Origin of the sequence: Stenotrophomonas sp. TWI377, assembly GCF_039674525.1 — a bacterium.
GTDB lineage: Bacteria > Pseudomonadota > Gammaproteobacteria > Xanthomonadales > Xanthomonadaceae > Stenotrophomonas.
Genome location: NZ_JBDJNT010000001.1, coordinates 153,623 through 175,927, shown reverse-complemented (window position 1 = coordinate 175,927; position 22,305 = coordinate 153,623). Strand labels below are relative to the sequence as shown.

The following is a 22,305-nucleotide window of genomic DNA, read 5'->3' as shown; positions in this document are numbered from 1 at the left end:
ATGAGAATGGGTATCACTGACGTTGCGCCACCCGGTTCAGCGCGCGCAATCGCCCGAGGCCTTGCGCGCCGCACCTACCGTCGCGCCGCCCTTGCCACTGGCGGACATCCAGCCCTGCAACGACATCGCGTCCGGCACGCCCTCCGCCATGGGCGCCGCAGCGATCACCAGTTCGCGCGATGTCCCTACCGGGTCCAGTTCGGCCAGGCGTGCTGCCTTGTCACCATCGGTATTGACGATGTCATCCGGACCGGAGGACGGCGTCCGGGTGGTGTTCTCCGTCTTGGTCATCTTGATCCGGATCTCGCCGCCGGCCACATGAGTCACCGCTACCGCGTACAGCTCCTTGCCATAGGCCCAGGACGTCTCGCGTTGCGCTGTCGATGTCTGTCCTTCGGCCGGCAGCGCCAGGGCATCACCCGTGATCCCCTGCACCATCGCCATCCCGCCCATCACCGCCATGTACATGCCGTATGCGCGCATCTGCTTCTCCTCCTGGGTCTTCGCTGCGGGCGCGCCCGGCCAGCTCGCCTCGAGATTCAGATGTGCTTTGCCCTTGCACAGGGTCAGCACGACCGGCTGACCCTCACCGTCGCCGAGGCTGATCAGGCTGTCGCCGTTGCGGAACTGCTGCACACGCCCGATCAGTGATGCGCCGCTCACCGGCACCTGGTTGACCTGCACACTCGAGGCCGCCTCCAGGCGCGCATTCAACGAATCCGTCGCAGCGGTCGCAGGCAACGTCGCACCGATCGCGGCAGCAAGTACAAGAACAGGCAGGAAAACGCGCATGGCATCCAGTCCAACAAGGCGGGACATCATACGCGCCCGATCCTCGGCGGCGCCGCGCATGACACTGCCAAACAGACGGTAGAACGCTCAGCCGCGCGCAACCATCGCGGCGATCGTCGCCGCCAGTTCGCGCACGGCCTGCTCAGGGGTGATGTCGCCCGTCGTCGCCGCATACGAGAGCCCTTCGGCCGCGCCGAGCATGCCCCATAGGCCTGCCAAGGGCAGCGCGCCGGCCGGTGCAAACGGTGAGAGCAGCGCGCGGCACTGCTCGAGAAACACCGCGTCGTACTCGCGCTTGATGCGCGCCAGCTCGGGCGAGCCGGCCAGCGCGGCGATCACGCCGGGAATCTCACGCCCCTGCTTCATCACACAGGCCACGTAGGCATCGGCGATGACCTGCGCCTTCTCCGCAAGCGTCGAACCGCTGTCGGCAAACCGCGCGTCCATCACCACGCCCTGGCGCGCATCGAAATCCTGGTACAGCGCCGCCAACAGTCCGGCGCGGGTGCCGAAATGGTCATACACCACCGGCTTGGTCACCCCGGCCTGCTCGGCAAGGCGCCCCAACGTCAGTGCGTCAGTACCCTCCTCGCGAATCAGACGCCAGGCCACCTCCAGCAACTGGCGCAGGCGGTCGTCGCGGCTCATCCGGCGACGAGGGGTGGCAGAGGCAGGATCGTGCGGACTTGACATTGCTATATACCAATCGTAACTTACGAGTCGCAACTTACCAAAAGTATACAGCCTCCGCCTCTTTCTGGAATCCCATGCACACCTTGATCGTCACCTCCCATCCCGACCCCGACGGGCTGACCCACGCCGTCGCCCGCCGCATTGCCGACGGCATCGCCGAAACCGCCGACGCGACAATCGAACTGGCCGACCTGACTGCAGAGGGCTTCGATCCCCGCTTCACCCAGGACGACCTGAAGGGCCATCATCGTCAGGCGCCCTTTCCCGCCGATGTTCTGGCCGAACAGGCCCGCCTGGACCGGGCTGACGCGCTGGTCCTTGTGTTTCCGGTCTACTGGTGGAGCATGCCGGCGCTGATGAAGGGCTGGATCGACCGGGTCTTTACCGGTGGCTGGGCCTACGACGACAGCAGCGGCCAGGGCGTACTCAAGAAACTCGGGCACCTGCCTGTCCACCTGGTCGGCCTGGGTGGCGCCGATGAGCGCACGTGGCACAAGCGCGGCTATACCGAGGCGATGAAGACCCAGATCGACACCGGCATCTTCGACTACTGCGGCGCGCCGGTGCTGTCCTCCACGCTGCTGCTGGAAACAGATGCGGGCGATGCACAGACCCATCTGCAGACGGCGCATGCGCTGGGGCAGCGCATTGCCATCACGCCCGGCGCGGCAGCGCACTGAGCCGATCCGGTGCAACGGCAGGTGCAGCAGACCACGCTCGCCGATGGCAGCGCGACCGCGCGCTTTGCCGACGGCCGCACCGTCAACTGCACCTCGCTGACATTGCCGCAGCCCGGCGCATTGTCCAGGCCGGAGCGCGCCCACCACGCCGGTGAGCGCGCCCGCCTCCATTACTCCTTCGTTTCTTCCGCCTTCCAGGCCGCGACCTTCGCCCTGGCCTGGGCCAGCAGCGCATCCAGCGCCTTGCGGTCATAGCCTTGGCCACGCAGCACCACGTACTGGATGCTGCGTGTGGCCTCGATGTCCTCCAGCGGATTACGCTCCAGCAACACCAGATCGGCCGCCTTGCCCGGCGCGACCGCACCGTAACGATCCAGCGTGCCGAACCAGGCCGGGCCCGCGCGCGTGGCCGCCGAGAGTGCCTGCGCTGGGGTCAGCCCTTCCTTGACGAACAGTGACAGTTCGTCATGCAGGCCGATGCCCGGGTAGTTGAACGAGTTGAGGAAGCCCGCATCGGTGCCGGCCATGATCGTGACCCCGGCCTGCTGCAGCATCGGCAGCACCGCGGCGACCTGGTGGTACTCCTGATGCCGCGCCTGGATCTGTGTCGGCGTGGCCTTGGCCGCACGCTCGACGCGCCAGGCGTAGGTGGCCTGCAGCTTTGGGCCGATGTAGGCCAGATAGGGATCGTCGCGATGGTCGTCCTGGTCCAGGAAGTCCAGGATGCGCCCGCCATTGAGGGTCGGCGTCACGAACACCCCCTTCGCTGCGAAACCGCGATAGGCGGCCATGGCGGTGTCACGGTCGAAGCCCGCATCCAATCGTGCGTTGGCCTGCGCGCGATCGATGCGCTTGGCCGCGAAGTCCGCCGCAATGGCGGCCTCATCCTTGACGCCGGCCTTGTAGGCATAGTCCAGATGCTCGATGGAGCTGATGCCGGCATCGACGGCCTGCTGGACGGTCAGTGCCATCGGGATATGCCCGGACGCACGCAACCCGTTGGCGCGCGCGCCACGTACCGCGGCCAGGAACAACTCAGGCGTCAGCGTGCTGTCGGTGATCTTGACGAAATCGACGCGGTCGCGCTTGAGGCGCACGAACGCCGCATCCAGATCCGCCTGCGAACCGGCTTCGATGGTGCCTTTCCAGACCGGCTTGATGCCTTCGATCTTGGCACCCGAGGTGAACAGCTGCGGGCCGGCCAACTGGCCGCTGGCGATCTCGCCGCGCCACTGCAGCACCTGCTCGGGCAGATCGCCGGACGCATCACGGATGGTGGTGATGCCATGGGCGATGTACAGCGGCAGCAGCGCCTTGTTCTCTTCGATCAGATCCGGGCCGCCCCCGAAGTGCACGTGCATGTCCCACAGGCCCGGAATCAGATAGCGCCCCTTGCCGTTGACCTCCTCGCGGGCCTTCCACGCCTTGCGCATCGCACGATCGCTGCCCATCGCCACGATGTCCTGGCCGCGTACCACGACGGTCTGGTCCGGCACGGTGGAGGCATGCTCCACATCGACCACGGTCGCATGCCGGATCATAAGGTCGGCCTGCTCGGCCGCGAACGCGGAAGGGGCCAGTGCAAGCAGCACGGGAAGGGCAAGACGCAGGGACATGGGCAGTGCACCGGAAAATGGAGAACCGGGCCACCTTACGGTCGGGCCCGGTCCATTCACCAGTTAAATTTTGGAATGCGCGTCATGCACATTCCCGATACACAGTGCCCCGCTCAGACCGCGCCCTGCATCGCCGGCCGCGCCTGCACCTGTTGCAGCCAGGCCGCCACCGCCGGGTGCGCCTCCACCGCAGCGCCCAGATACGTGCCATAGCCGACCACCTGGCCAACCACCAGATCCACCAGCGAGTAGGCCTCACCGACCATCCAAGGCTGCTGCGACAGGCGCGCCTGCAGCAGGTCCAGCAGCGCGGTGGCGGTGCGGATTGCGGCGGCGGCATGGTCGGCATCGCGCAGCGCATCGTCCGAGGTGGCCAGCCACGCGCGACCGATCACCGCGCCATAGGTGACATACGCCCAGGTGCACCAGGACATCGCCTCCAGGCGCGCCGGCGTACCGTCGTGCGGCCACAGACCCTTGGCCACGCCGAAGTGCTCGCCCAGCCACAGGTGGATCGCCAGGGCTTCGAACATCGGCGTGCCATCCACCACCAGGCACGGCACCTTGCCGTTGGGATTGATGGCCAGGTAGTCGGCCGTGCGCTGCTCGCCGGCGCGGATGTCGATCCTGACCCGCTCATGAGGGACGGCCAGTTCGGCCAGGGCGCAGGCGATCGGGGTGGCGCTGGACATCGGGTGCCAATAGAAGACGAGGGACATCTGGAACTCCTTGAGTGTGGTCAGGGGTGCGACCGAAGTGGTCCTGCACCGTGGCCTCAAGGCTAGCCACCCTTGCGGACAGAACCCGCCCGCAATGGCTGCTACGCTTTCTCGATGCTGACCGCCTCCGCCCGCCTGCTGATCCTGCTGTCGCTGCTGCAATCCCGCACCCACTGGAGCGGCAGCGCATTGGCCGAACGCATGGACATCCACCCGCGCACCCTGCGCCGGGATATCGACCGGCTGCGCCAGCTCGGCTATCCGATCCACGCCAGCACCGGTGTCGCCGGCGGGTATGCCTTCCGGCCGGGCCGCGCCCTGCCTCCGCTGCTGCTGGACGATGAGGAAGCCCTCGCAGCAGCGATCGCATTGCGGACGGCCGTGACCGGCACGATCAGCGGCATCGAGCAGACCGCGATCACCGCGCTGGTCAAACTTGAGCAGGCCATGCCCCCGCGCCTGCGCCCCCGGTTGGACGCGCTGCGCTCGGCGATCCTGCCGACGGACCAGATTGGCCCGCTGGTCGATGCCGGCCGGCTGACCACTCTGGCTGCCGCCTGCCGCGACCAGCTGCAACTGGCCTTCGAGTACATCGACCGCGATGGCCAGCCAAGCTCACGTCAGGTGGAGCCCCAAGGCGTGGTGCACACGGACCGGCGTTGGTATCTGGTCGCCTGGGATCCTGCACGCGACGACTGGCGCACCTTCCGCATCGATCGCATCACCAGCACGCCCGTGGTGGGCGCGCATTTCGCGCCGCGCGCCGGGCCCGGCGAAGGCGATCTGCGCCAGTGGGTCGCCCAGGCACTGTCGCTCGGGCAGTACCCCGACGAGGCGCGGATCATCCTGCACGCGCCCTTGGCTGCCCTGCGTCAGCAGATTCCCGTATCGGCTGGCGTACTGGAGGTCGTGGATGCGGGGCGTTGCCTGCTGCGCTGCGGCGCCAACCCGCTTGGCTCGGTGATCTATTGGCTGCTGGCCATGGACCTGGAGTTCGAGGTATTGGGACCACCAGCGCTCATCGAGCGACTTCGCCAGACCGCCGAACGGGTGGCCCGCAGCCTGACGCAGCGCCCTGCCGATGCCGAGCCGATGCCCACGGGCGATTAGCCGCCCTGCATTGCCATGGCGGCCGCTGCCATTGCGCTCCACAATGGCAGCATGACCGCCAGTGAAAAACCGAATCGCACCCTGTTCGATCTTGATCTGCTGCGCGCGATGGTGATGGTGGCCGATTGCGCCAGCTTCACCACCGCCGCCGCACGCCTGCACTCCACCCAATCCACCATCAGCCAGAAGATCCGCCGGCTGGAGGAGATGGCGGGCCATCCACTGCTGGTGCGCGGCAACCGCGACGTGCACCCCACCGATGCCGGGCAGCTCGTCCTGGGCCACGCGCGTCAGCTGCTGGCGCTCAACGATCAGCTGCTGGAAGCGCTGGCCGGCACCACGGTGGCCGTCACGGTGCGCTTGGGCGTGCCGGAGGACTTCGTCAGCGCCGCGACCACCCAGCTGCTGGGCGCCTTCAACCGCGAGCACCCCCAGGTCAAGCTCGAAGTCACCAGCGGCCTCAGCCGCGACCTGGCCAATGGCTACGATCACGGCGAACTGGATCTGATCCTGGTCAAGCAGCGCCGCAACAGCCGCGCCGCCGTTGCCTGCTGGCCGGAGACCATGGTCTGGATCGACAGTGCCCGCAATGGCTGCATCGGCCTGGATCCGGTGCCATTGGTCACCTTCCCGCCGCGCGGGCTGTATCGCGACGACATCATCGATGCCATCGAAGCACTCGGCCGCCGCTGGCGGATCAGCTTCACCAGCTCCAGCCTGAGTGGCATCCAGGGCGCGGTAGCCGATGGCATGGGCATCAGCCTGCTGCCGGCACGCGCCCTGAGTCGCGATCACACCGTGCTCGGCGCCGAACAGGGCCTGCCGCCGATCGATACGTTCGAGATCGCCCTGCTCCATCGCGCCACCGCCGACCCGCTGGTCAAGGCGCTGGCACTGCGCCTGGCCAAGCTGCTCAACCAGGAGCGGGCGGGCGCGCCTACTTGAGCTGCAGCGGGTAGCGCTGCCAGAGCACGTGCACCAGGAAACCGGTCAGCTCCGGGTCCTTGCTGGTGATCGAGGCACGGATCTTGTCCAGCAGCACCATGTCGCTGCAGTTGCGCACATCGGCGTGACCGGCCTGGCCGGCGCGGCGCGCACGGTAGCGTGCCGCACGCTGCGCATCGGTCATCGCGTAGCCGAACGTGGGCGGACGGCCGCGCTTGCGCGGCAGCGTCAGTTCCAGTGTTCCGGGGTCTTGTTCATCGCGCATGACGGACGAGGATGCAAACGGGGGCGCGCACGATATCGTGAGACATCACTTTAATCCAGCGTTTTCCGTGGATTTCTGCATTTGCGACGCAAGCGTCAGCGCCACGCCTCTGCCACGCGCGCGCCCGCCCACACCAGCAGCATCCCGCCGACCAGGCTCACCCCGAGGTACAGCGGCACCATCAGGCTGCGATCGGTACGGGTGAACACCAGCGACTCGAGCATCATCGAGGAGAACGTGGTCAGCCCGCCCACGATCCCCACGATCAGAAAGGCGCGCCAGTACACTGCGGCCGTGCCCCGACTCTGCAGCCAGATCATCACGTAACCCGCCACGAACGCGCCGACCAGGTTCACCGTCAGCGTGCCCCACGGGAAGCCAGTCCCGAACTGGCGCAGCATCGCATCGCCGATCATGAAACGCAGCGCCGCGCCCAGTGCGCCACCGGCCATCACCAGCCCAAGCTGCTGCCACCACAGGCCCAGGCCTTCCATCAATCAGCGCCTTTCTCTGCCCGCGCCTGTGCCCGCGCCGCACGCAGGCGGTCCAGCTTCTCTTTCAGCTTGATCTCCAGCCCGCGCGGCACCGGTTCGTAATACACGCGCTCACCCATCGCATCGGGGAAGCCGGTCTGATCCAGCGCAATCCCGCCGTCCGCGTCGTGATCGTACTGATAGGTCTTGCCGTAGCCCAGCTCCTTCATCAGCTTGGTCGGCGCGTTGCGCAGGTGCAGCGGAACCTCCTGGGTACCGGTCTCGCGCACTTCCTGCTTGGCCTTGTTGAAGGCGGCGTAGCCGGCGTTTGATTTGGCGGTACTGGCCAGATAAAGCACGAGTTGCGCGAAGGCGAGCTCGCCCTCCGGGCTGCCCAGGCGTTCATAGATATCCCACGCCTCCAACGCCATCGACTGCGCGCGCGGATCGGCCAGGCCGATGTCCTCGATCGCCATCCGGGTCAGGCGCCTTGCCAGGTACGACGGATCGCAGCCGCCATCGAGCATGCGGGTCAGCCAGTACAGCGCGGCATCGGGGTTGGAGCTGCGCACGGATTTGTGCAGCGCCGAGATCTGGTCGTAGAACTGCTCGCCGCCCTTGTCGAAACGACGGGTGCGATCGGCCAGCACCTGCACCAGCATCTCCGGACTGATCCGCCCGCCGTCGCCGCTGGCCAGTTCGGCCGCGATCTCCAACAGCGTCAGCCCACGGCGGACGTCACCATCGGCTGCGGTTGCGATCTCCAGCAACGCCTCGGGTGCCACCTGCAGATGCTCCGCGCCCAGGCCGCGCTCGGTGTCCTGCAGCGCACGTTCCAGCGCCTCGACGATGTCACTTGGCGACACCGACTCCAGGACGTGCACGCGGCAGCGCGACAGCAGCGCCGAGTTCAGTTCGAACGAGGGGTTTTCGGTCGTGGCGCCCACGAACACGATCGTGCCGCGCTCGATGTGCGGCAGGAACGCATCCTGCTGGGCCTTGTTGAAGCGGTGCACCTCGTCCACGAACAGCACCGTGCGGCGCCCCTCGGCGAAGCGCTGCGCGGCCTCGGCCAGCACCTGGCGCACCTCCGGCAGGCCGGACAGCACGGCGGAGATCGCGCGGAACTCGGCATCGGCGTAATGCGCCAGCAGCAGCGACAGCGTGGTCTTGCCGCAGCCTGGCGGGCCCCACAGGATCATCGAGTGCACATGGCCGGACTCGACCGCCCGGCGCAGCGCGCTGCCCGGTGCGAGCAGGCGCTTCTGGCCCACCATCTCGTCCAGCGTCTGCGGGCGCATCCGCTCGGCGAGCGGACGCATGTTGTCCCGATCCACGGTCAGCAGATCGGGCCCATTGAAAGTCGTTCGGTTTCTGGCCACGTGTCTAGTGTATCGCGGCAGATTGCAGCGGGCATGCCGGCCAGCGACCGGCACTACACCGTCATTCGCCGATGACGTCCACACCCTTGGCCGGGGTGAAGCTGAAGGTGCCCGAGGCGAAGCTCGGGTTGCGCTTCCAGCCAGTGAAGCTGATCACCGTGCGCTGGCCAACCGCATCCACGACTTCCATGCGGGCCAGGCCCTGGCCATTGAAGCCCAGTGCGGCGTACTGGAAAGCGGTATCGGTATCACGCTTCGGGCTCAGCGCCAGCCACTGCAGGCCATCACGCACGGCCGCCTCTTCGCTGACGTCGTACTGCTTGTCCAGCAGCGCCGGATTGATCAGGGCGGTCAGCGGGCTGTTCTGCTCTTCCTGGCCCTGCGGGCGCACGCTGGCCTGCTCCAGGTCCGGCTCATACACCCAGACCTTCTTGCCATCGGCCACGATCAACTGTTCGTGCGGCTTGATGTACTCCCAGCGGAACAGGCGCGGCGCAGACAACGCAACGCGGCCGCTGGTGGTTTCCTTGACCTTGCCCTTGCTGTCGAACACCTGCTGGCTGAACTGCCCGTCCAGGCCCTTCAGACCCTGGGTGAAGCGGTTGAGCTCATCACGGGCGCCCGCCCAGGCCGACGCCGAACCGACACTGGCGACAACCAGGGTGGCAGCAAGCAGGGAGCGGCGGAAAGTGGTGTGCATGCGGGTATCCAGGCGAATAGGAAGGATGGGAGGCAGTGTGCCCATTCAATCCTGAATGGGCGATCAGGGACACATTATGCGCTGGAAACCAGATCCATCCAGTGCCCTCACGGGCCAGCCTGCACCGTCTTCAGATCCCCGTACACCACCTGCCCACGGAACCCGCGCCGGACCTGCTGGTACAGCTCGCGGAAGGCGGCATAGTCCTGCGGCAGGCACAGCGCATCGGCCCCGCCCACGGCGCGCTGGTGCAGTCGATGGCGCGCGGTGATCACCTGTCCCTCGCGCGTCCACTCCACCTGATACTCACCGGCCGCGTTGGCGAAGTGCTGGCTGCGCGGAATCGCCACGATCGGCACGTTGGCCGGGAAGGTCAGCTGGTAGCGCTCATCGCGCAGACTGTCGTTGCAGTAGAACGGCGTGGCATTGTCCGGCGCCGATGTGCTGGCGTACAGGTCGCGGAACGATTGGCTCCCCGGTGCGTCAGGCACCCCCATCCCGCCGACCGCGCCGAAATCGACGTAGTCGCTGGCCTGGAAGTCATAGCGGAAGTTGAACGGCCGGGTCAGGTCCTGCGGGTCGCCCAGCAGTGTCAGTGCGCCACTGCCGTCGAAGCCGGACGCGGCCATCATCGATTCTTCGGCACCGGTTCTGCGCGTTGAGCCGCGCGAAGGCGCCGCGCATGCCAATTTCGGTCACGCCGCTGGGGTGCAGCACGGTCTGGCCAGACAGATTGCCCGCCGCATCGAACCGGAACGCCGCCTCGATCCCGGTGCCGTTGCGCGAGGCATCGTTGGCCGGGGTGCGCGCCAGCACGGCCTGGCTGGTATGCAGCACCGGCGCACCGAGATCGCCCTCGGGCAACTGGCCAACACGCGCATAGGGCGCGGTCGAGTCCAGGTACAGGTCGAACTCGGGGATGTAGGTGATGGCGTGGTCGAAACGGCCCAGCAGCGGAATCGCCGGCAGCGTCGGCCCACCGCCGGCACCGATCAGCACCGGCGTACTCTGGATGCCCCGCGCAGCCAATAACGCCTCCAGGATCACGACATGGTCTTTGCAGTCGCCGTAGTGGCTGTCGAGGATGCTCTGCGCCGGGTTGGGCTCCAGCCCGCCGTTGCCCAGGTACACCGCCACGTAGCGGATGTTCTGCGCCACCCAGCCGTACAGCACGGCGGCCTGCTCGCGGCGGTCGGTGATGCCACGGGTGAGCTCGTCGGCCAGCGCCTGGATCTGCGGCGTGACCGCGGCGGCCTCGCCACCTTTGAGCTGATAGGCCTGCGCCACCTGCGACCAGTCACGATACGTACTGGCCATGATGGTGGGGCTGTACTCCCACGCGGCGGCGGACCAGTTCTGCGCCTTCAGTGGATCCGTGCGCCGGTACGTCCATTCCCAGCGTGCCATGCCATTGCGCACACGCGGCGCCTGGCTGCCCTGCACGCCACGCTGTTCCACCTGCATGGGCAGATCGGCAGGCGCACTCAGGGTCACGCGGGCATCGTCGTACTGGGTGAACACGCTGAAGGTTTCCCACAGGCCGAAGTAGCCCGGGAAATACGGCGTGTTCTGGGTGCGCCGGGTCTGGTAGACCACGCGGGTACCGGGCGCCAGATTCGGGAAGACCATCACGCGCACCTTGCGGTCGGCGTACATCGCCGCGGCCGCGCTGGAATAGCTTTCCTGGGTATAGATGCGGTCGGCCGGCACGTCGCGGCGCTGGCCGTCCGCCGTCAGGGTGTAGGCCTGCAGCACCTCCAGCGTCTCCATCTTCTCGCTGTAGCTCAGCCGCACCTGGCTGAACTGCTCGACCGCCGATTTGGTCTTGAGCAGGATGTCGTACTCTTCGGTCTGCGTATTGCCCGCATCGGGGCGCACCACGTAGTCGGCACGATAGCGTACGAAACTGAAGTTGTTGCTGGCCTGCGCTTCAGCGCCCGCGGCCGGGCCGCCCTGCCCGCCCGGGGTGGTCGGTGCAACGGGTGTCGCGCGTGCCGCGGGTGCCGGCACGGGCTGGGCATCGGCCCACGCCACTGCCGGCGCAAGCGTCATGGCGCCCAGCATCGTCCAGATCATCGGCTTCATTGCAGGTTCCTTGTGCTCGGCAACACCCGGGCAGCGCCCGGGTTCCATGCAGCCAGGCCGCGCCCGGCGTTACTTGGGCGGGGGCGGCGCCAGCACGCTGCGGTCGCCATTGTGCTCGGGCGGGCTGACCACGCCAGCCGCCTCCATCGCTTCAATCAGGCGCGCAGCACGGTTGTAGCCGATCTTCAGGCGACGCTGCACGCCGGAGATGGAGGCACGGCGGGTTTCGGTGACGATGCGCAGGGCCTCGTCGTACAGCGGATCGGACTCATCGCCGCCACCGCCGCCCGCCTCGGGCAGGCCACCGGGGCCGACCACGACGCCATCGCCCATCATCTGCACTTCGTCCAGCACGCCGGTGATGTAGTCGGTCGGGCCGCTGGCCTTGAGATGTTCGACCACGCGGTGCACTTCCTCATCGGAGACGAACGCACCGTGCACGCGATCCGGCAACGCGGTACCCGGCGGCAGGTACAGCATGTCGCCATGGCCGAGCAGCGTTTCCGCGCCGGACTGATCGAGAATGGTGCGCGAATCGATCTTCGAGCTGACCTGGAAGCCGATACGGGTCGGGATGTTGGCCTTGATCAAGCCGGTGATCACGTCCACCGAGGGGCGCTGGGTGGCCAGGATCAGATGGATGCCGGCCGCACGCGCCTTCTGCGCCAAGCGCGCGATCAGTTCTTCCACCTTCTTGCCGACGATCATCATCATGTCGGCGAATTCGTCGATGAAGATGACGATGAAGGGCAGCGTCTCCAGCGGGCGCGGGGCCTCGCCGAGTTCCGGATTGGGCTTGAACAGCGGGTCCATCATCGGCTGCCCGGCGTCCTGGGCATCCTTGACCTTCTTGTTGAAGCCGGCCAGGTTGCGTACGCCCACCGCGCTCATCAGCTTGTAGCGCCGCTCCATTTCGGCCACGCACCAGCGCAGGCCGTTGGCGGCCTCCTTCATGTCGGTGACCACCGGCGCCAGCAGATGCGGGATGCCCTGGTAGACGCTCAGCTCGAGCATCTTCGGGTCGATCATCAGCATCCGCAGGTCTTTCGGCGAGGCCTTGTACAGCAGGCTCAGCACCATCGCGTTGACCGCCACGGACTTGCCCGAGCCGGTGGTGCCGGCCACCAGCAGATGCGGCATGCGCGCCAGATCGGCCACGGTCGGGCGGCCGGCGATGTCCTTGCCCAGCGCCAGGGTCAGCACGCTGGCGGACTTGTCGTATTCCTTGGAGCGCAGCAGCTCGGAGAGATAGATCATCTCGCGGGTGACGTTGGGGATCTCCAGACCCACCACCGACTTGCCCGGAATCACATCGACCACGCGCACGGATTTGACCGACAGCCCGCGCGCGATGTCCTTGTCCAGCGAACTGATCTGGCTGACCTTGATGCCCGGGGCCGGCTCGATTTCGAAGCGGGTGATGACCGGGCCGGGATAGGCACCCACCACCTGCGCATCGATACGGAAGTCCTTGAGCTTGAACTCGATCTGGCGCGACAGCGTTTCCAGCGTGCCCTCGTCGTAGCCCTTGGGCTGCGGCTTGGGATCGTCCAGCAGTGCCAGCGGCGGCACGTCCGAACCATCGCCATTGACCCCGCGGAACATGGGAATCTGGGTCTCGCGCTTGGCGCGGTCGCTCTTCTCCAGCACCGGCTCCGGGCGCGGCTCGATCTTGACCGGTTCGCGCTTGGCGCGGACCTCGGCGTCGACCTTGCGCACTTCCTGGCGCTCCTCGCGCATCGCGCGGGTCTGCTGCCACTCGGTGGCCTGCTCTTTCTTCTTGTTGAACAGCGGCGGCAGCGCCAGTACCCAGTTGCCGATCTTCTCCATCACCACGAACCAGGAGATGCCCGTGGCCAGGGTGATCGAGGCCAGCAGCAGCACCAGCACGAACAGGTTGGCGCCCAATGCGCCGAAACCGACGCTGAGCGAGCTGCCCACCAGCTTGCCGAGGATGCCGCCGGCATGGGCCACATCGGCCACGAACAGGCGCAGATGCAGGAAGCCGGTGCCGGCGATCAGGAAACCGACCAGGCCGACCAGGCGCAGCGCCGGATCCAGGTCATGCTCGCCCTTGGCTTCCCGCTTCAGGCCGAACATCGCGATCCAGGCCAGTGCGCCCAGCACGATCGGCAGCACGAAGGCCATGTAGCCGAACAGCTGCAGCAGGACATCGGCGATCCAGGCACCGGCGCGACCGCCCATGTTGTGGACCGGCGCGACCACGCTGCCGGTATGCGACCAGCCAGGGTCGGTGGCCGAGTAGGTGAACAGACTGGCGACCAGATACAGCAATGCCGGGGCGACCGCGATCAACCCCAGGTCGCGCCACAGGCGCTGTCGGCGCGGATTGTCCTCGCCGGCCGGTTTGCGCGGCGCTGCCTTGCTGTCGGACGCCTTGGCTCGTTCCGGGACCTGTTTCGCCACCTTAGACCACACCTTGGGAATGCACTGTTAGTGCTTGATAATAAACGACTGGATCCCACCCCGGTAGGTGCCGGCCGCTGGCCGGCACGGCCAGCGTCAAAACTCCGGCACCGGAATGGGCGTCGTGCCTGGCGGGTCGCCGCGTTCCACTGCGCGCCTTGAATCGCCCCGCCCCTGCCGCCACTCTATGACTTCGCTCGGACGCCGCGCAATCACCCTGCCAGTGTCCCGCCCTACCTTCTATTGCGAGCTTACATGAGCAACTCCAAGCACTCCCGCCTGTTGATCCTTGGTTCCGGCCCGGCCGGCTGGACCGCCGCCGTCTACGCCGCGCGCGCCAACCTCAAGCCCGTCGTGATCACCGGCCTGCAGCAGGGCGGCCAGCTGATGACCACCACCGAGGTGGACAACTGGCCTGGAGATGCACACGGCCTGATGGGCCCGGACCTGATGACCCGCATGCAGGCGCATGCCGAGCGCTTCGAGACCGAGGTCATCTTCGACCACATCCACACCGCTGATGTCTCCCAGCGCCCGTTCAAGCTGATCGGCGACAGCGCCGAGTACACCTGCGACGCCCTGATCATCGCCACCGGCGCCACCGCCAAGTACCTGGGCATCCCCAGCGAAGAGGCCTTCAAGGGCCGCGGCGTGTCCGCCTGCGCCACCTGCGACGGCTTCTTCTACCGTGACCAGGACGTGGTCGTGGTCGGCGGCGGCAACACCGCCGTGGAAGAGGCCCTGTACCTGTCCAACATCGCCCGCAAGGTCTACCTGGTCCACCGCCGCGACACCCTCAAGGCGGAAAAGATCATGCAGGACAAGCTGTTCGCCAAGGTCGCCGCCGGCAAGATCGAAACCGTGTGGCACCACCAGGTGGACGAAGTGCTGGGCAACGAGGCCGGCGTGACCGGTGTGCGCGTCAAGTCCACGCTGGACGGCAGCACCCGTGACATCGAGGCCCATGGCTTCTTCGTGGCGATCGGCCACCACCCCAACACCAGCCTGTTCGATGGCCAGCTGACCATGAACAACGGCTACCTGGACATCCGCTCGGGTCTGGGCGGCAACGCCACCCAGACCTCGGTGGAAGGCGTGTTCGCCGCCGGCGACGTGGCCGACCAGCACTACCGTCAGGCGATCACCTCGGCCGGCTTCGGCTGCATGGCCGCGCTGGATGCCGAGCGTTATCTGGATGCGAAGGGTCAGGCGAGCTGATCTGTCGCCCGTATCGCGCAGCGACAAGGGCGGAGACGTGATCTCCGCCCTTTTTTTATGCAACCCGCCGCACCGTTGAATTGCCTGCTTCCGCTGAACGGATGGCACTGAGTGCCACGGACTGTGCGGCAGCCCTCAAGGTTTCCATTGCCTGGGTCCCGCTGAAACCGCCACTGCATCGGAGGCGCCCCGCTGGAACGTCGACTTTGGCGGTACTGGCTGCTCAGAGGGAAAGAGGTGGTAAAGGTCTTTCCCACCGTACCGGAACAGAGCGCCCGATGCAGGCGACACCGTCCGGGCAAGCTCCAACAGATCATTGGTAATGCCGCCTTCAAAATCTTCCATCTCCGCACCTGGGCTGGCAGGCACATACCCCCTCACCACATCGACAATGACCATGCGCGTCACCAGGTCCATCCTCGCCTCAATTTGAATCCCTGGAGGCGCCTTTCCCTGGGCCACCAAGGCATCTACAGACCGCTGAGCGCGTCCTGACAACATCGCATCAAGCTCCCGATCACTCTCCATGCCGGGCGGGGACGCACCCACAGGCGACGCTATCGCCAGCCCCCAAGCTGCCACAAGCAAGTACATGGCCGCCGTCCTGCCACGCAGTCGATCCTTCTTCATCGCCAATCCCCTAATGAATGCACTCTTGATGAGCGCACCGCCAGCTTGCGATGACCTGTGGATGTCCGACCTTGAGCGTCGTCGCAACATGGGCGAGGTGCCAGACGCAGGATTGATGACGCTCGATCGCTTCATCGGCACCACCTCTCCCAGCGCGCTTTTCGTCAACCTGCTCTATCCTCTGCCCATGCCCGATCCACGTTTCCTGCATCGCCTGTCCGATGTCCCCGCCGCCGCCTGGGACGCCCTGCACGACGGCCGCAACCCGTTCCTGTCGCACGCCTTCCTCGCCGGCCTTGAAGAACACGGTTGCCTGCGTCCCGAATGGGGCTGGCGGCCGCGCCACTTCACCCTGTGGGACGGGGGCACCCTGGTCGCGGCGATCCCGGGTTATCTCAAGGACAACTCGCACGGCGAGTTCGTGTTCGATCACGCCTGGGCGCACGCGTACGCCCAGCACGGGCTGGACTACTTCCCCAAGTGGCTGGGCGCGGTGCCGTATTCGCCCGTGACCGGCCCGCGTCTACTTGCCGGCACAGCGGAGGATCGTGGCGCGCTGCTGGCATCGCTGGCGGGCGAAGTGGCACGCCTGGGCTGGTCCTCGGCCCACATCAACTTCCACCCCGCCGAGGAAGACCCCGCCTTCAGCCCGGACTGGCTGCTGCGCGAAGACATCCAGTTCCAGTGGCACAACCCCGGTGGCTGGCAGACCTTCGACGACTTCCTCGGCGCGATGGACCACAAGCACCGCAAGAACATCCGCCAGGAACGCGCCAGGCTCGCGCGCAGCGGCGTCACGTATCGCATCGTGCATGGCGATGAGGCGACCGAGGCCGATCTGCGCGCCATGCACGGTTTCTACCTGCAGACCTTCGCCGAGTACGGCAACTCGCCCGCGCTGACGCTGCCGTTCCTGCAGCATCTCGCCCGCACGATGCCGCGCGCGCTGGTGATGTTCCTGGCCGTGCTCGATGGCGAGCCGGTCGCCGGTGCGCTTTGCCTGCGTGGCGCGGACACGCTCTATGGGCGCTACTGGGGCGGCGCCACCCTGCCCGGCCTGCATTTCGAGACCTGCTACTACCAGGGCATCGCCTACTGCCTGCGCGAAGGACTGGCCCGCTTCGAGCCCGGCGCCCAAGGTGAGCACAAGCTGGCGCGCGGCTTCCTGCCGCACCGGGTGCGCAGCCGGCACTGGATCGCCGAGCCCGCCTTTGCCGAGGCACTGGTTGCGTGGTGCGCACAGGAGCGCGCCGAGGTCGCCCACTACGCACGTGTACTGGCGTCGCACAGTCCGTTCAAGGCCGACCTGGCATGACCCGCCGGCTGCCCTGGCGCCTGGACGATGCGCCGGACGCTCCCTTCCCGCCCGCGGAGACCGCGCTGCGCGATCCGGATGGCCTGCTGGCGCTCGGCGGCGACCTCTCGCCGGTGCGGCTGCTCAATGCCTATGCCGGCGGTATCTTTCCGTGGTTCTCCGAAGGCCAGCCGCTGCTGTGGTGGTCGCCGGACCCGCGCATGGTGTTCCGTACCGACGGCGTGCACCTGTCCAGCCGCTTTCGCCGCTCGCTCCGGCAGAGCACCTGGACGCTGCGGGCCGACACCTGTTTCGAGCAGGTGATCAATGCCTGTGCGGCCAGCCCGCGCCCAGGCCAGGACGGCACCTGGATCACGCGCGACATGCGCGACGCCTACGTCGACCTGCACCGGCTCGGCTTCGCGCACTCGGTGGAGGTGTTCGATGGCAATGCCCTGGTCGGCGGCATCTACGGGGTGGCGATCGGGCGGATGTTCTTTGGGGAGAGCATGTTCAGTGCGGTCTCGGGCGGCTCCAAGGTCGCCCTGGCCGGGTTGGCCCATCGGCTGGCCAGCTGGGGGTGGCCGCTGATCGATGCGCAGGTCGAAAATGACCACCTGCTGCGCATGGGCGCTGAGCACTGGCCCCGGCAGCGCTTCCTCGCACTGATCCGTGAACAGGTCCAACAGCCAGCCGCCGCAGGCGATTGGGTGGATTTGTTCGGCACACTGGCCGCCGCCGAAATCGCTGATCCGGACCGGCCTTAACCAAAACTTTGCATCAAACGCCCGACGCGCGTAAAATGCCCGCTCTTCAGGCCAGCTCGGCCGGTTACAGAACTGCACAGGACTACATGTCGAAAGACGACTCCATCGAGTTCGAAGGCACCGTCAGCGAGACGCTGCCGAACACCACTTTCCGCGTACGACTGGAAAATGGGCATGAAATCATCGCCCACATCTCCGGCCGCATGCGCAAGAACTACATCCGCATCCTGACGGGCGACCGCGTCAAGGTCGAAATGACCCCGTACGACCTGACCAAGGGTCGCATCACCTACCGCATGAAATAAGCGGTCCGGGGGTTGTTCCCGCCAGAAGGCCAGCCAGGTGCTGGCCTTTTCGCGTGGGCGGCATTCCGCCGGCAGCGGCCTTACCCTGCCAAGCGACACCCTGACCCAGTGCACCCTGACGTCGGTCAGGATGCCTTGATGCAGATTCGCCCTGGCACGCAACGGTCCACGCTGGCGGTCGATCCAATCCGGATCATGACCCGATGGCCCCCGCCATGAAGTACCTGTCTCCCCTGCTCCTGATCACCTGTCTGGCCGCCGCGTCGGCCCAGGCCGCCGAACCCACAGCCCCCGGCGACTGCATCACGCTCTCTGCGGATCAACAGCTGGTACGCAACGGGGCTGACCGCGACGTGCTGCTGCGCAATGGCGACCAGCATTACCTGGTGCGTTTCGAACGCTCCTGCAGCAGCGCCGCGATGTCGCCGAAGCTCGCCTTTGTCACGCCCGGCCGGGAGGGCCAACTCTGCGGCGCAGGGGCCAGCAAGCTGCGCACCAATGGACAGAGCTGCGCGATCAGTGCCGTTGATCCGATCACCGCCGAGGAATTCACACGTAAGGCGCGCGCGCGCCAGTGATCGGCCAAGCGCCCACGCCCGCCTAAACAAAAGCCCCTTTCGGGGGCTTTTGCATTCATCTCGACAACACCTGCGACCCGATTACACCGTGGCCGGCAACAGACGCTCCGGCTCGGCCTCGGTCTCGACAAACAGCTGGTCGTCGCGGACGTCGATGCTGACCTTGCCACCGTTGACCAGCTTGCCGAACAGCAGCTCGTCGGCCAGCGGACGCTTGATCTTGTCCTGGATCACGCGCGCCATCGGGCGGGCACCCATCAGCGGATCGAAGCCATGGTGGGCCAGCCAGTCGCGCGCGGTCGGGGTGGCCGACAGGCTGACGTGCTTTTCCTGCAGCAGCATTTCCAGCTCGATCAGGAACTTGTCCACCACGCGCAGGATGTGCTCGAAGCCCAGCGCCTGGAACTGCACGATCGCATCCAGACGGTTGCGGAACTCCGGCGTGAAGCTCTTGCGGATGACCTCCATCGCGTCGGTGGCATGGTCCTGGCGGGTGAAGCCGATCGAACGCCGCGAGGCCTGGGCCGCGCCGGCATTGGTGGTCATCACCAGCACCACGTTCTTGAAGTTCGCCTCACGGCCATTGGTGTCGGTCAGCACACCGCGGTCCATGACCTGCAGCAGGATGTTGAAGATGTCCGGGTGGGCTTTTTCCACCTCGTCCAGCAGCAGCACGCAGTGCGGGGTCTTGACGATCTTCTCGGTCAGCAGGCCTCCCTGGTCGAAGCCGACATAGCCCGGAGGGGCACCGATCAGGCGGCTGATCGAATGCGACTCCATGTACTCGCTCATGTCGAAGCGGACCAGCTCGATGCCCAGCTGCAGCGCGAGCTGCTTGGTCACCTCGGTCTTGCCCACGCCGGTCGGGCCGGAGAACAGGAAGTTGCCGATCGGCTTTTCCGGATTGGCCAGGCCCGAGCGGGCCAGCTTGATCGCCGAGGACAGTGTCTCGATGGCCGGGTCCTGGCCGAAGATCACCATCTTCAGGTTGCGCTCCAGATGCTGGAGCACGTCCTTGTCGGTCGCGCTGACCTGCTTGGCCGGGATGCGGGCCATCTTGGCGACGATGGTCTCGATCTCCTCGATGTCGATCAGTTCCTTGCGCTCACCGTCCGGCAGCAGGCGCTGGCGGGCACCGGCTTCGTCGATCACATCGATCGCCTTGTCCGGCAGCAGGCGGTCGTTGATGTGCTTGACCGACAGATCCACCGCAGCCTGCAGCGCGTCATCGGCGTAGGTCACGCCGTGGTGCGCTTCGTACTTGGGCTTGAGGCCCTGCAGGATCTCGTAGGTTTCACCCACCGTCGGCTCGACGATGTCGATCTTCTGGAAACGGCGGGCCAGGGCCCGATCCTTCTCGAAGATGCCGCGGTATTCCTGGAAGGTGGTCGAGCCGATGCAGCGCAGCTCGCCCGAGGCCAGGGCCGGCTTGATCAGGTTGGAGGCATCCATGGTGCCGCCCGACGCGGACCCGGCACCGATGATGGTGTGGATCTCATCGATGAACAGCACCGCATTGGGCAGCTTCTTCATCGCGGTCAGCACCCCCTTCAGACGCTTTTCGAAGTCGCCGCGGTACTTGGTCCCGGCCACCAGCGCGCCGAGGTCCAGCGAATAGATCACCGCATCGGCGAGCACATCCGGCACCGACCCTTCCACGATGCGCTTGGCCAGGCCTTCGGCGATCGCCGTCTTGCCCACGCCCGCCTCGCCCACGTACAGCGGGTTGTTCTTGCGGCGACGGCACAGGACCTGGATGGTGCGCTCGATTTCATCGGCACGGCCGACCAGCGGGTCGATCTTGCCGTTGCGGGCCTGGTCGTTGAGGTTGCTGGCGAACTCGGCCAGGGCATCGCCCTTGCCTTCGCCCTCGGCACCCTCGGTGCGGCCCTCGCCATCGGCGGCGGGCGGCACTTCGCCCTCCTCGCCCAGCTTGGCGATGCCATGGGAGAGGTAGTTGACGATATCCAGCCGGGTGACGTCCTGCTGGTTGAGGTAGTACACGGCGTGCGAGTCCTTCTCGCCGAAGATCGCCACCAGCACGTTGGCGCCGGTGACTTCCTTCTTGCCCGAGGACTGCACGTGGTACACCGCGCGCTGCAGCACGCGCTGGAAGCCCAGCGTCGGCTGGGTATCGCGCCCATCATCTTCGGCCAGGCGCGAGACCGAGGCCTCGATGGCCTGTTCCAGCTCCTGGCGCAGGCGGTCGGCATCCGCGCCGCAGGCCTTGAGGACGGCCTGGGCGGACGGGTTGTCGAGCAGTGCCAGCAGCAGGTGTTCCACCGTCATGAATTCATGCCGGGCCTCACGGGCGCGCTTGTAGCACTGTCCGATGGTGTGTTCGAGGTCTTTACTGAACATGATTAACTCCGGCGGCAGTTAGGAACAATATGCGGCCAACCTTCACGATTTCCATCACCCTAGCGGATCAGTGCGTTCAGACGGCGTTAGCACTTGCCTGACCGCTCCGTCCATTCGACGAGCCTCCATCATGCACGATCTTCCGGCCACGAAATGGCAGCTTGGCCGTGATGGCAATGTCACGGCCAGCCAACGCTGCTGCAGCGGCCCGCGGGTGGCGGCGGGAGGGACTGGCGCGCGCGCCATCGTCGGACCGCCAGAGCGGGCTTCGTAGCAGGCACGGCGCAGGGACACGCCGGCCGCTGAGGCCGGATGTCAGTGTTGGTGGAACAGTGCGGATCGCGGGCACACGCAGTGCAGGCCCGCCAGAACGTCAGCCGCTGGCCTTTTCCATCGTGCACAACAGCGGATGCTGGTTCATGCGCGAGAACTCATTGACCTGGGCGACCTTGGATTCGGCGACCTCGCGGGTGAATACCCCGCACACGCCGCGACCGCGGGTGTGCACGTGAAGCATCACCTGGGTGGCCTGGTCCAGATCCATCGAGAAGAAGTGCTGCAGGACCGTCACCACGAAATCCATCGGGGTGTAGTCGTCGTTCAACAGCATCACCTGGTACATCGGCGGTGGCGCGACCTCAGGGCGTGCAGGCTCAAGCAGCACGCCATGGTCGTGATGAGTTTCGTGGGAAGTCTCGCGGGGCATCCCCACATTATAGGGCTCCAGCCCCCGGATTGGACGTTGCCCCCCGCCGCCCTTCACAATCTGCACTCTCCAACCAGACCTTCACAGGGATTTCATGAAAAGGATTGCTGCCGCACTGCTGCTGGCCGTGACTGCCACCGGCGCCCATGCGGCCGAGCCGGACAAGGCGGTCGGGCGTGCCCTGGACACGCTGAAGTACACCTACGAGGTGGACGAGGACGGCGACTACAAGATGGTCTTCGACATGGATGATGGCCGCAGCCAGCTGGCCTTCGTGCGCTCCACCGTCGAGGAGTTCGGCAAGCACAAGATCCGTGAGATCTGGTCGCCGGCCTACAATTCGCCGGGCAAGCAGTTCCCCGCTGCCGTCGCCAACCGCCTGCTGGAAGACTCGCAGGATGCCAAGATGGGTGCCTGGGTGAAGCAGGACCAGCTGGCGATGTTCGTGGTCAAGGTCGATGCCACTGCCACCCCGGAACAACTCAGCGACGCCATCGATGCGGCCATCCGCACTGCGGACGCCATGGAGCTCGAACTGACCGAGCAGGACGAATACTGA

The 22,305-nt window shown here is 66.4% G+C and carries 21 protein-coding genes and 1 pseudogene; 9 read left to right on the top strand and 13 right to left on the bottom strand.

Going from position 1 to position 22,305, the window contains the following annotated elements; all coding sequences use genetic code 11:
- Positions 1 to 36 precede the first annotated feature (36 nt).
- Together ABE546_RS00775 and ABE546_RS00770 are read right to left on the bottom strand one after the other, a co-directional pair.
- Positions 37 to 852: a hypothetical protein gene (locus ABE546_RS00775; protein WP_346462291.1), complete on the bottom strand. Its 816-nt coding sequence runs from the start codon at positions 850 to 852 to the stop codon at positions 37 to 39.
- A gap of 27 nt (positions 853 to 879) precedes the next feature.
- The gene (locus ABE546_RS00770) at positions 880 to 1,440 is read right to left on the bottom strand and encodes a TetR/AcrR family transcriptional regulator (RefSeq protein ID WP_313218302.1); all 561 of its coding nucleotides are present in this window, start codon (positions 1,438 to 1,440) and stop codon (positions 880 to 882) included.
- Between the two features lie 119 nt (positions 1,441 to 1,559).
- Between ABE546_RS00770 and ABE546_RS00765 the strand changes: the two genes are divergently transcribed.
- A complete protein-coding gene (locus ABE546_RS00765; protein WP_346462289.1) occupies positions 1,560 to 2,165 on the top strand; it encodes an NAD(P)H-dependent oxidoreductase in 606 nt (201 codons plus the stop codon).
- Between the two features lie 170 nt (positions 2,166 to 2,335).
- Here the strand turns inward: ABE546_RS00765 and ABE546_RS00760 are convergent, their stop codons facing one another.
- Together ABE546_RS00760 and ABE546_RS00755 are read right to left on the bottom strand one after the other, a co-directional pair.
- Complete coding sequence (locus ABE546_RS00760) at positions 2,336 to 3,781, bottom strand: amidohydrolase family protein (RefSeq protein ID WP_346462287.1); 1,446 nt, start codon at positions 3,779 to 3,781, stop codon at positions 2,336 to 2,338.
- A gap of 113 nt (positions 3,782 to 3,894) precedes the next feature.
- Positions 3,895 to 4,500, bottom strand: coding sequence for a glutathione S-transferase family protein (locus ABE546_RS00755; RefSeq protein ID WP_346462285.1), 606 nt, complete (start codon positions 4,498 to 4,500; stop codon positions 3,895 to 3,897).
- Positions 4,501 to 4,572: 72 nt separating this feature from the next.
- On the opposite strand from ABE546_RS00755, the gene ABE546_RS00750 reads away from it, so the two are divergent.
- Together ABE546_RS00750 and ABE546_RS00745 are read left to right on the top strand one after the other, a co-directional pair.
- Positions 4,573 to 5,610: a WYL domain-containing protein gene (locus tag ABE546_RS00750; protein ID WP_346462284.1), complete on the top strand. Its 1,038-nt coding sequence runs from the start codon at positions 4,573 to 4,575 to the stop codon at positions 5,608 to 5,610.
- 51 nt (positions 5,611 to 5,661) lie between these two features.
- On the top strand, positions 5,662 to 6,555 hold the full coding sequence (locus tag ABE546_RS00745; protein ID WP_313218297.1) for a LysR substrate-binding domain-containing protein: 894 nt from the start codon (positions 5,662 to 5,664) through the stop codon (positions 6,553 to 6,555).
- On the opposite strand, the gene ABE546_RS00740 is transcribed toward ABE546_RS00745, so the two are convergent.
- From ABE546_RS00740 to ABE546_RS00715, 6 genes and pseudogenes are all read right to left on the bottom strand, one after another.
- The gene (locus ABE546_RS00740; RefSeq protein ID WP_019184750.1) at positions 6,548 to 6,820 is read right to left on the bottom strand and encodes a hypothetical protein; all 273 of its coding nucleotides are present in this window, start codon (positions 6,818 to 6,820) and stop codon (positions 6,548 to 6,550) included. The two genes, ABE546_RS00745 and ABE546_RS00740, sit on opposite strands and share 8 nt — an antisense overlap.
- Positions 6,821 to 6,915: 95 nt before the next feature.
- Positions 6,916 to 7,314: a fluoride efflux transporter CrcB gene (gene crcB / locus ABE546_RS00735; RefSeq protein WP_313211036.1), complete on the bottom strand. Its 399-nt coding sequence runs from the start codon at positions 7,312 to 7,314 to the stop codon at positions 6,916 to 6,918.
- Complete coding sequence (locus tag ABE546_RS00730; RefSeq protein WP_313211037.1) at positions 7,314 to 8,615, bottom strand: replication-associated recombination protein A; 1,302 nt, start codon at positions 8,613 to 8,615, stop codon at positions 7,314 to 7,316. The genes crcB and ABE546_RS00730 overlap by 1 nt, the downstream gene beginning before the upstream one ends.
- Before the next feature lie 121 nt (positions 8,616 to 8,736).
- Entirely contained in the window at positions 8,737 to 9,375 is a 639-nt protein-coding gene (lolA, locus tag ABE546_RS00725; protein WP_070471577.1) for an outer membrane lipoprotein chaperone LolA, read from the bottom strand.
- A gap of 107 nt (positions 9,376 to 9,482) precedes the next feature.
- A pseudogene (locus ABE546_RS00720) lies at positions 9,483 to 11,451 on the bottom strand (DUF3857 domain-containing protein).
- Positions 11,452 to 11,529: 78 nt separating this feature from the next.
- A complete protein-coding gene (locus tag ABE546_RS00715; RefSeq protein WP_121036781.1) occupies positions 11,530 to 13,887 on the bottom strand; it encodes a DNA translocase FtsK in 2,358 nt (785 codons plus the stop codon).
- A gap of 255 nt (positions 13,888 to 14,142) precedes the next feature.
- On the opposite strand from ABE546_RS00715, the gene trxB reads away from it, so the two are divergent.
- Positions 14,143 to 15,105, top strand: coding sequence for a thioredoxin-disulfide reductase (gene trxB, locus ABE546_RS00710; protein ID WP_121036780.1), 963 nt, complete (start codon positions 14,143 to 14,145; stop codon positions 15,103 to 15,105).
- A 135-nt stretch (positions 15,106 to 15,240) separates the two neighbouring features.
- On the opposite strand, the gene ABE546_RS00705 is transcribed toward trxB, so the two are convergent.
- On the bottom strand, positions 15,241 to 15,522 hold the full coding sequence (locus ABE546_RS00705; RefSeq protein WP_346462282.1) for a hypothetical protein: 282 nt from the start codon (positions 15,520 to 15,522) through the stop codon (positions 15,241 to 15,243).
- 400 nt (positions 15,523 to 15,922) lie between these two features.
- On the opposite strand from ABE546_RS00705, the gene ABE546_RS00700 reads away from it, so the two are divergent.
- The 4 genes from ABE546_RS00700 (at position 15,923) to ABE546_RS00685 (ending at position 18,679) form a co-directional block, all read left to right on the top strand.
- Complete coding sequence (locus ABE546_RS00700) at positions 15,923 to 17,050, top strand: GNAT family N-acetyltransferase (RefSeq protein ID WP_346462695.1); 1,128 nt, start codon at positions 15,923 to 15,925, stop codon at positions 17,048 to 17,050.
- Complete coding sequence (gene aat, locus ABE546_RS00695; RefSeq protein WP_346462280.1) at positions 17,047 to 17,796, top strand: leucyl/phenylalanyl-tRNA--protein transferase; 750 nt, start codon at positions 17,047 to 17,049, stop codon at positions 17,794 to 17,796. Before ABE546_RS00700 ends, aat begins: the two co-directional genes overlap by 4 nt.
- A gap of 86 nt (positions 17,797 to 17,882) precedes the next feature.
- Positions 17,883 to 18,101, top strand: a complete 219-nt coding sequence (gene infA, locus ABE546_RS00690; RefSeq protein WP_005409596.1) for a translation initiation factor IF-1 — start codon at positions 17,883 to 17,885, stop codon at positions 18,099 to 18,101.
- Between the two features lie 215 nt (positions 18,102 to 18,316).
- On the top strand, positions 18,317 to 18,679 hold the full coding sequence (locus ABE546_RS00685) for a hypothetical protein (RefSeq protein ID WP_070471582.1): 363 nt from the start codon (positions 18,317 to 18,319) through the stop codon (positions 18,677 to 18,679).
- A gap of 81 nt (positions 18,680 to 18,760) precedes the next feature.
- Here ABE546_RS00685 and clpA read toward each other — a convergent pair whose 3' ends face one another.
- Entirely contained in the window at positions 18,761 to 21,040 is a 2,280-nt protein-coding gene (clpA, locus tag ABE546_RS00680) for an ATP-dependent Clp protease ATP-binding subunit ClpA (protein ID WP_313212303.1), read from the bottom strand.
- Between the two features lie 373 nt (positions 21,041 to 21,413).
- Positions 21,414 to 21,746: an ATP-dependent Clp protease adapter ClpS gene (gene clpS, locus ABE546_RS00675; RefSeq protein ID WP_121036775.1), complete on the bottom strand. Its 333-nt coding sequence runs from the start codon at positions 21,744 to 21,746 to the stop codon at positions 21,414 to 21,416.
- Positions 21,747 to 21,840: 94 nt separating this feature from the next.
- Between clpS and ABE546_RS00670 the strand changes: the two genes are divergently transcribed.
- The gene (locus tag ABE546_RS00670; protein ID WP_313212302.1) at positions 21,841 to 22,305 is read left to right on the top strand and encodes a YbjN domain-containing protein; all 465 of its coding nucleotides are present in this window, start codon (positions 21,841 to 21,843) and stop codon (positions 22,303 to 22,305) included.

Coding starts and splice junctions, on each gene's coding strand:
- ABE546_RS00775 (WP_346462291.1), bottom strand. CDS start 852: ATGCGCGGCGCCGCCGAGGATCGGGCGCGTATGATGTCCCGCCTTGTT.
- ABE546_RS00770 (WP_313218302.1), bottom strand. CDS start 1,440: ATGAGCCGCGACGACCGCCTGCGCCAGTTGCTGGAGGTGGCCTGGCGT.
- ABE546_RS00765 (WP_346462289.1), top strand. CDS start 1,560: ATGCACACCTTGATCGTCACCTCCCATCCCGACCCCGACGGGCTGACC.
- ABE546_RS00760 (WP_346462287.1), bottom strand. CDS start 3,781: ATGTCCCTGCGTCTTGCCCTTCCCGTGCTGCTTGCACTGGCCCCTTCC.
- ABE546_RS00755 (WP_346462285.1), bottom strand. CDS start 4,500: ATGTCCCTCGTCTTCTATTGGCACCCGATGTCCAGCGCCACCCCGATC.
- ABE546_RS00745 (WP_313218297.1), top strand. CDS start 5,662: ATGACCGCCAGTGAAAAACCGAATCGCACCCTGTTCGATCTTGATCTG.
- ABE546_RS00740 (WP_019184750.1), bottom strand. CDS start 6,820: ATGCGCGATGAACAAGACCCCGGAACACTGGAACTGACGCTGCCGCGC.
- crcB (WP_313211036.1), bottom strand. CDS start 7,314: ATGGAAGGCCTGGGCCTGTGGTGGCAGCAGCTTGGGCTGGTGATGGCC.
- ABE546_RS00730 (WP_313211037.1), bottom strand. CDS start 8,615: ATGCGTCCGCTCGCCGAGCGGATGCGCCCGCAGACGCTGGACGAGATG.
- lolA (WP_070471577.1), bottom strand. CDS start 9,375: ATGCACACCACTTTCCGCCGCTCCCTGCTTGCTGCCACCCTGGTTGTC.
- trxB (WP_121036780.1), top strand. CDS start 14,143: ATGAGCAACTCCAAGCACTCCCGCCTGTTGATCCTTGGTTCCGGCCCG.
- ABE546_RS00705 (WP_346462282.1), bottom strand. CDS start 15,522: ATGGACCTGGTGACGCGCATGGTCATTGTCGATGTGGTGAGGGGGTAT.
- ABE546_RS00700 (WP_346462695.1), top strand. CDS start 15,923: ATGCCCGATCCACGTTTCCTGCATCGCCTGTCCGATGTCCCCGCCGCC.
- aat (WP_346462280.1), top strand. CDS start 17,047: ATGACCCGCCGGCTGCCCTGGCGCCTGGACGATGCGCCGGACGCTCCC.
- infA (WP_005409596.1), top strand. CDS start 17,883: ATGTCGAAAGACGACTCCATCGAGTTCGAAGGCACCGTCAGCGAGACG.
- ABE546_RS00685 (WP_070471582.1), top strand. CDS start 18,317: ATGAAGTACCTGTCTCCCCTGCTCCTGATCACCTGTCTGGCCGCCGCG.
- clpA (WP_313212303.1), bottom strand. CDS start 21,040: ATGTTCAGTAAAGACCTCGAACACACCATCGGACAGTGCTACAAGCGC.
- clpS (WP_121036775.1), bottom strand. CDS start 21,746: ATGCCCCGCGAGACTTCCCACGAAACTCATCACGACCATGGCGTGCTG.
- ABE546_RS00670 (WP_313212302.1), top strand. CDS start 21,841: ATGAAAAGGATTGCTGCCGCACTGCTGCTGGCCGTGACTGCCACCGGC.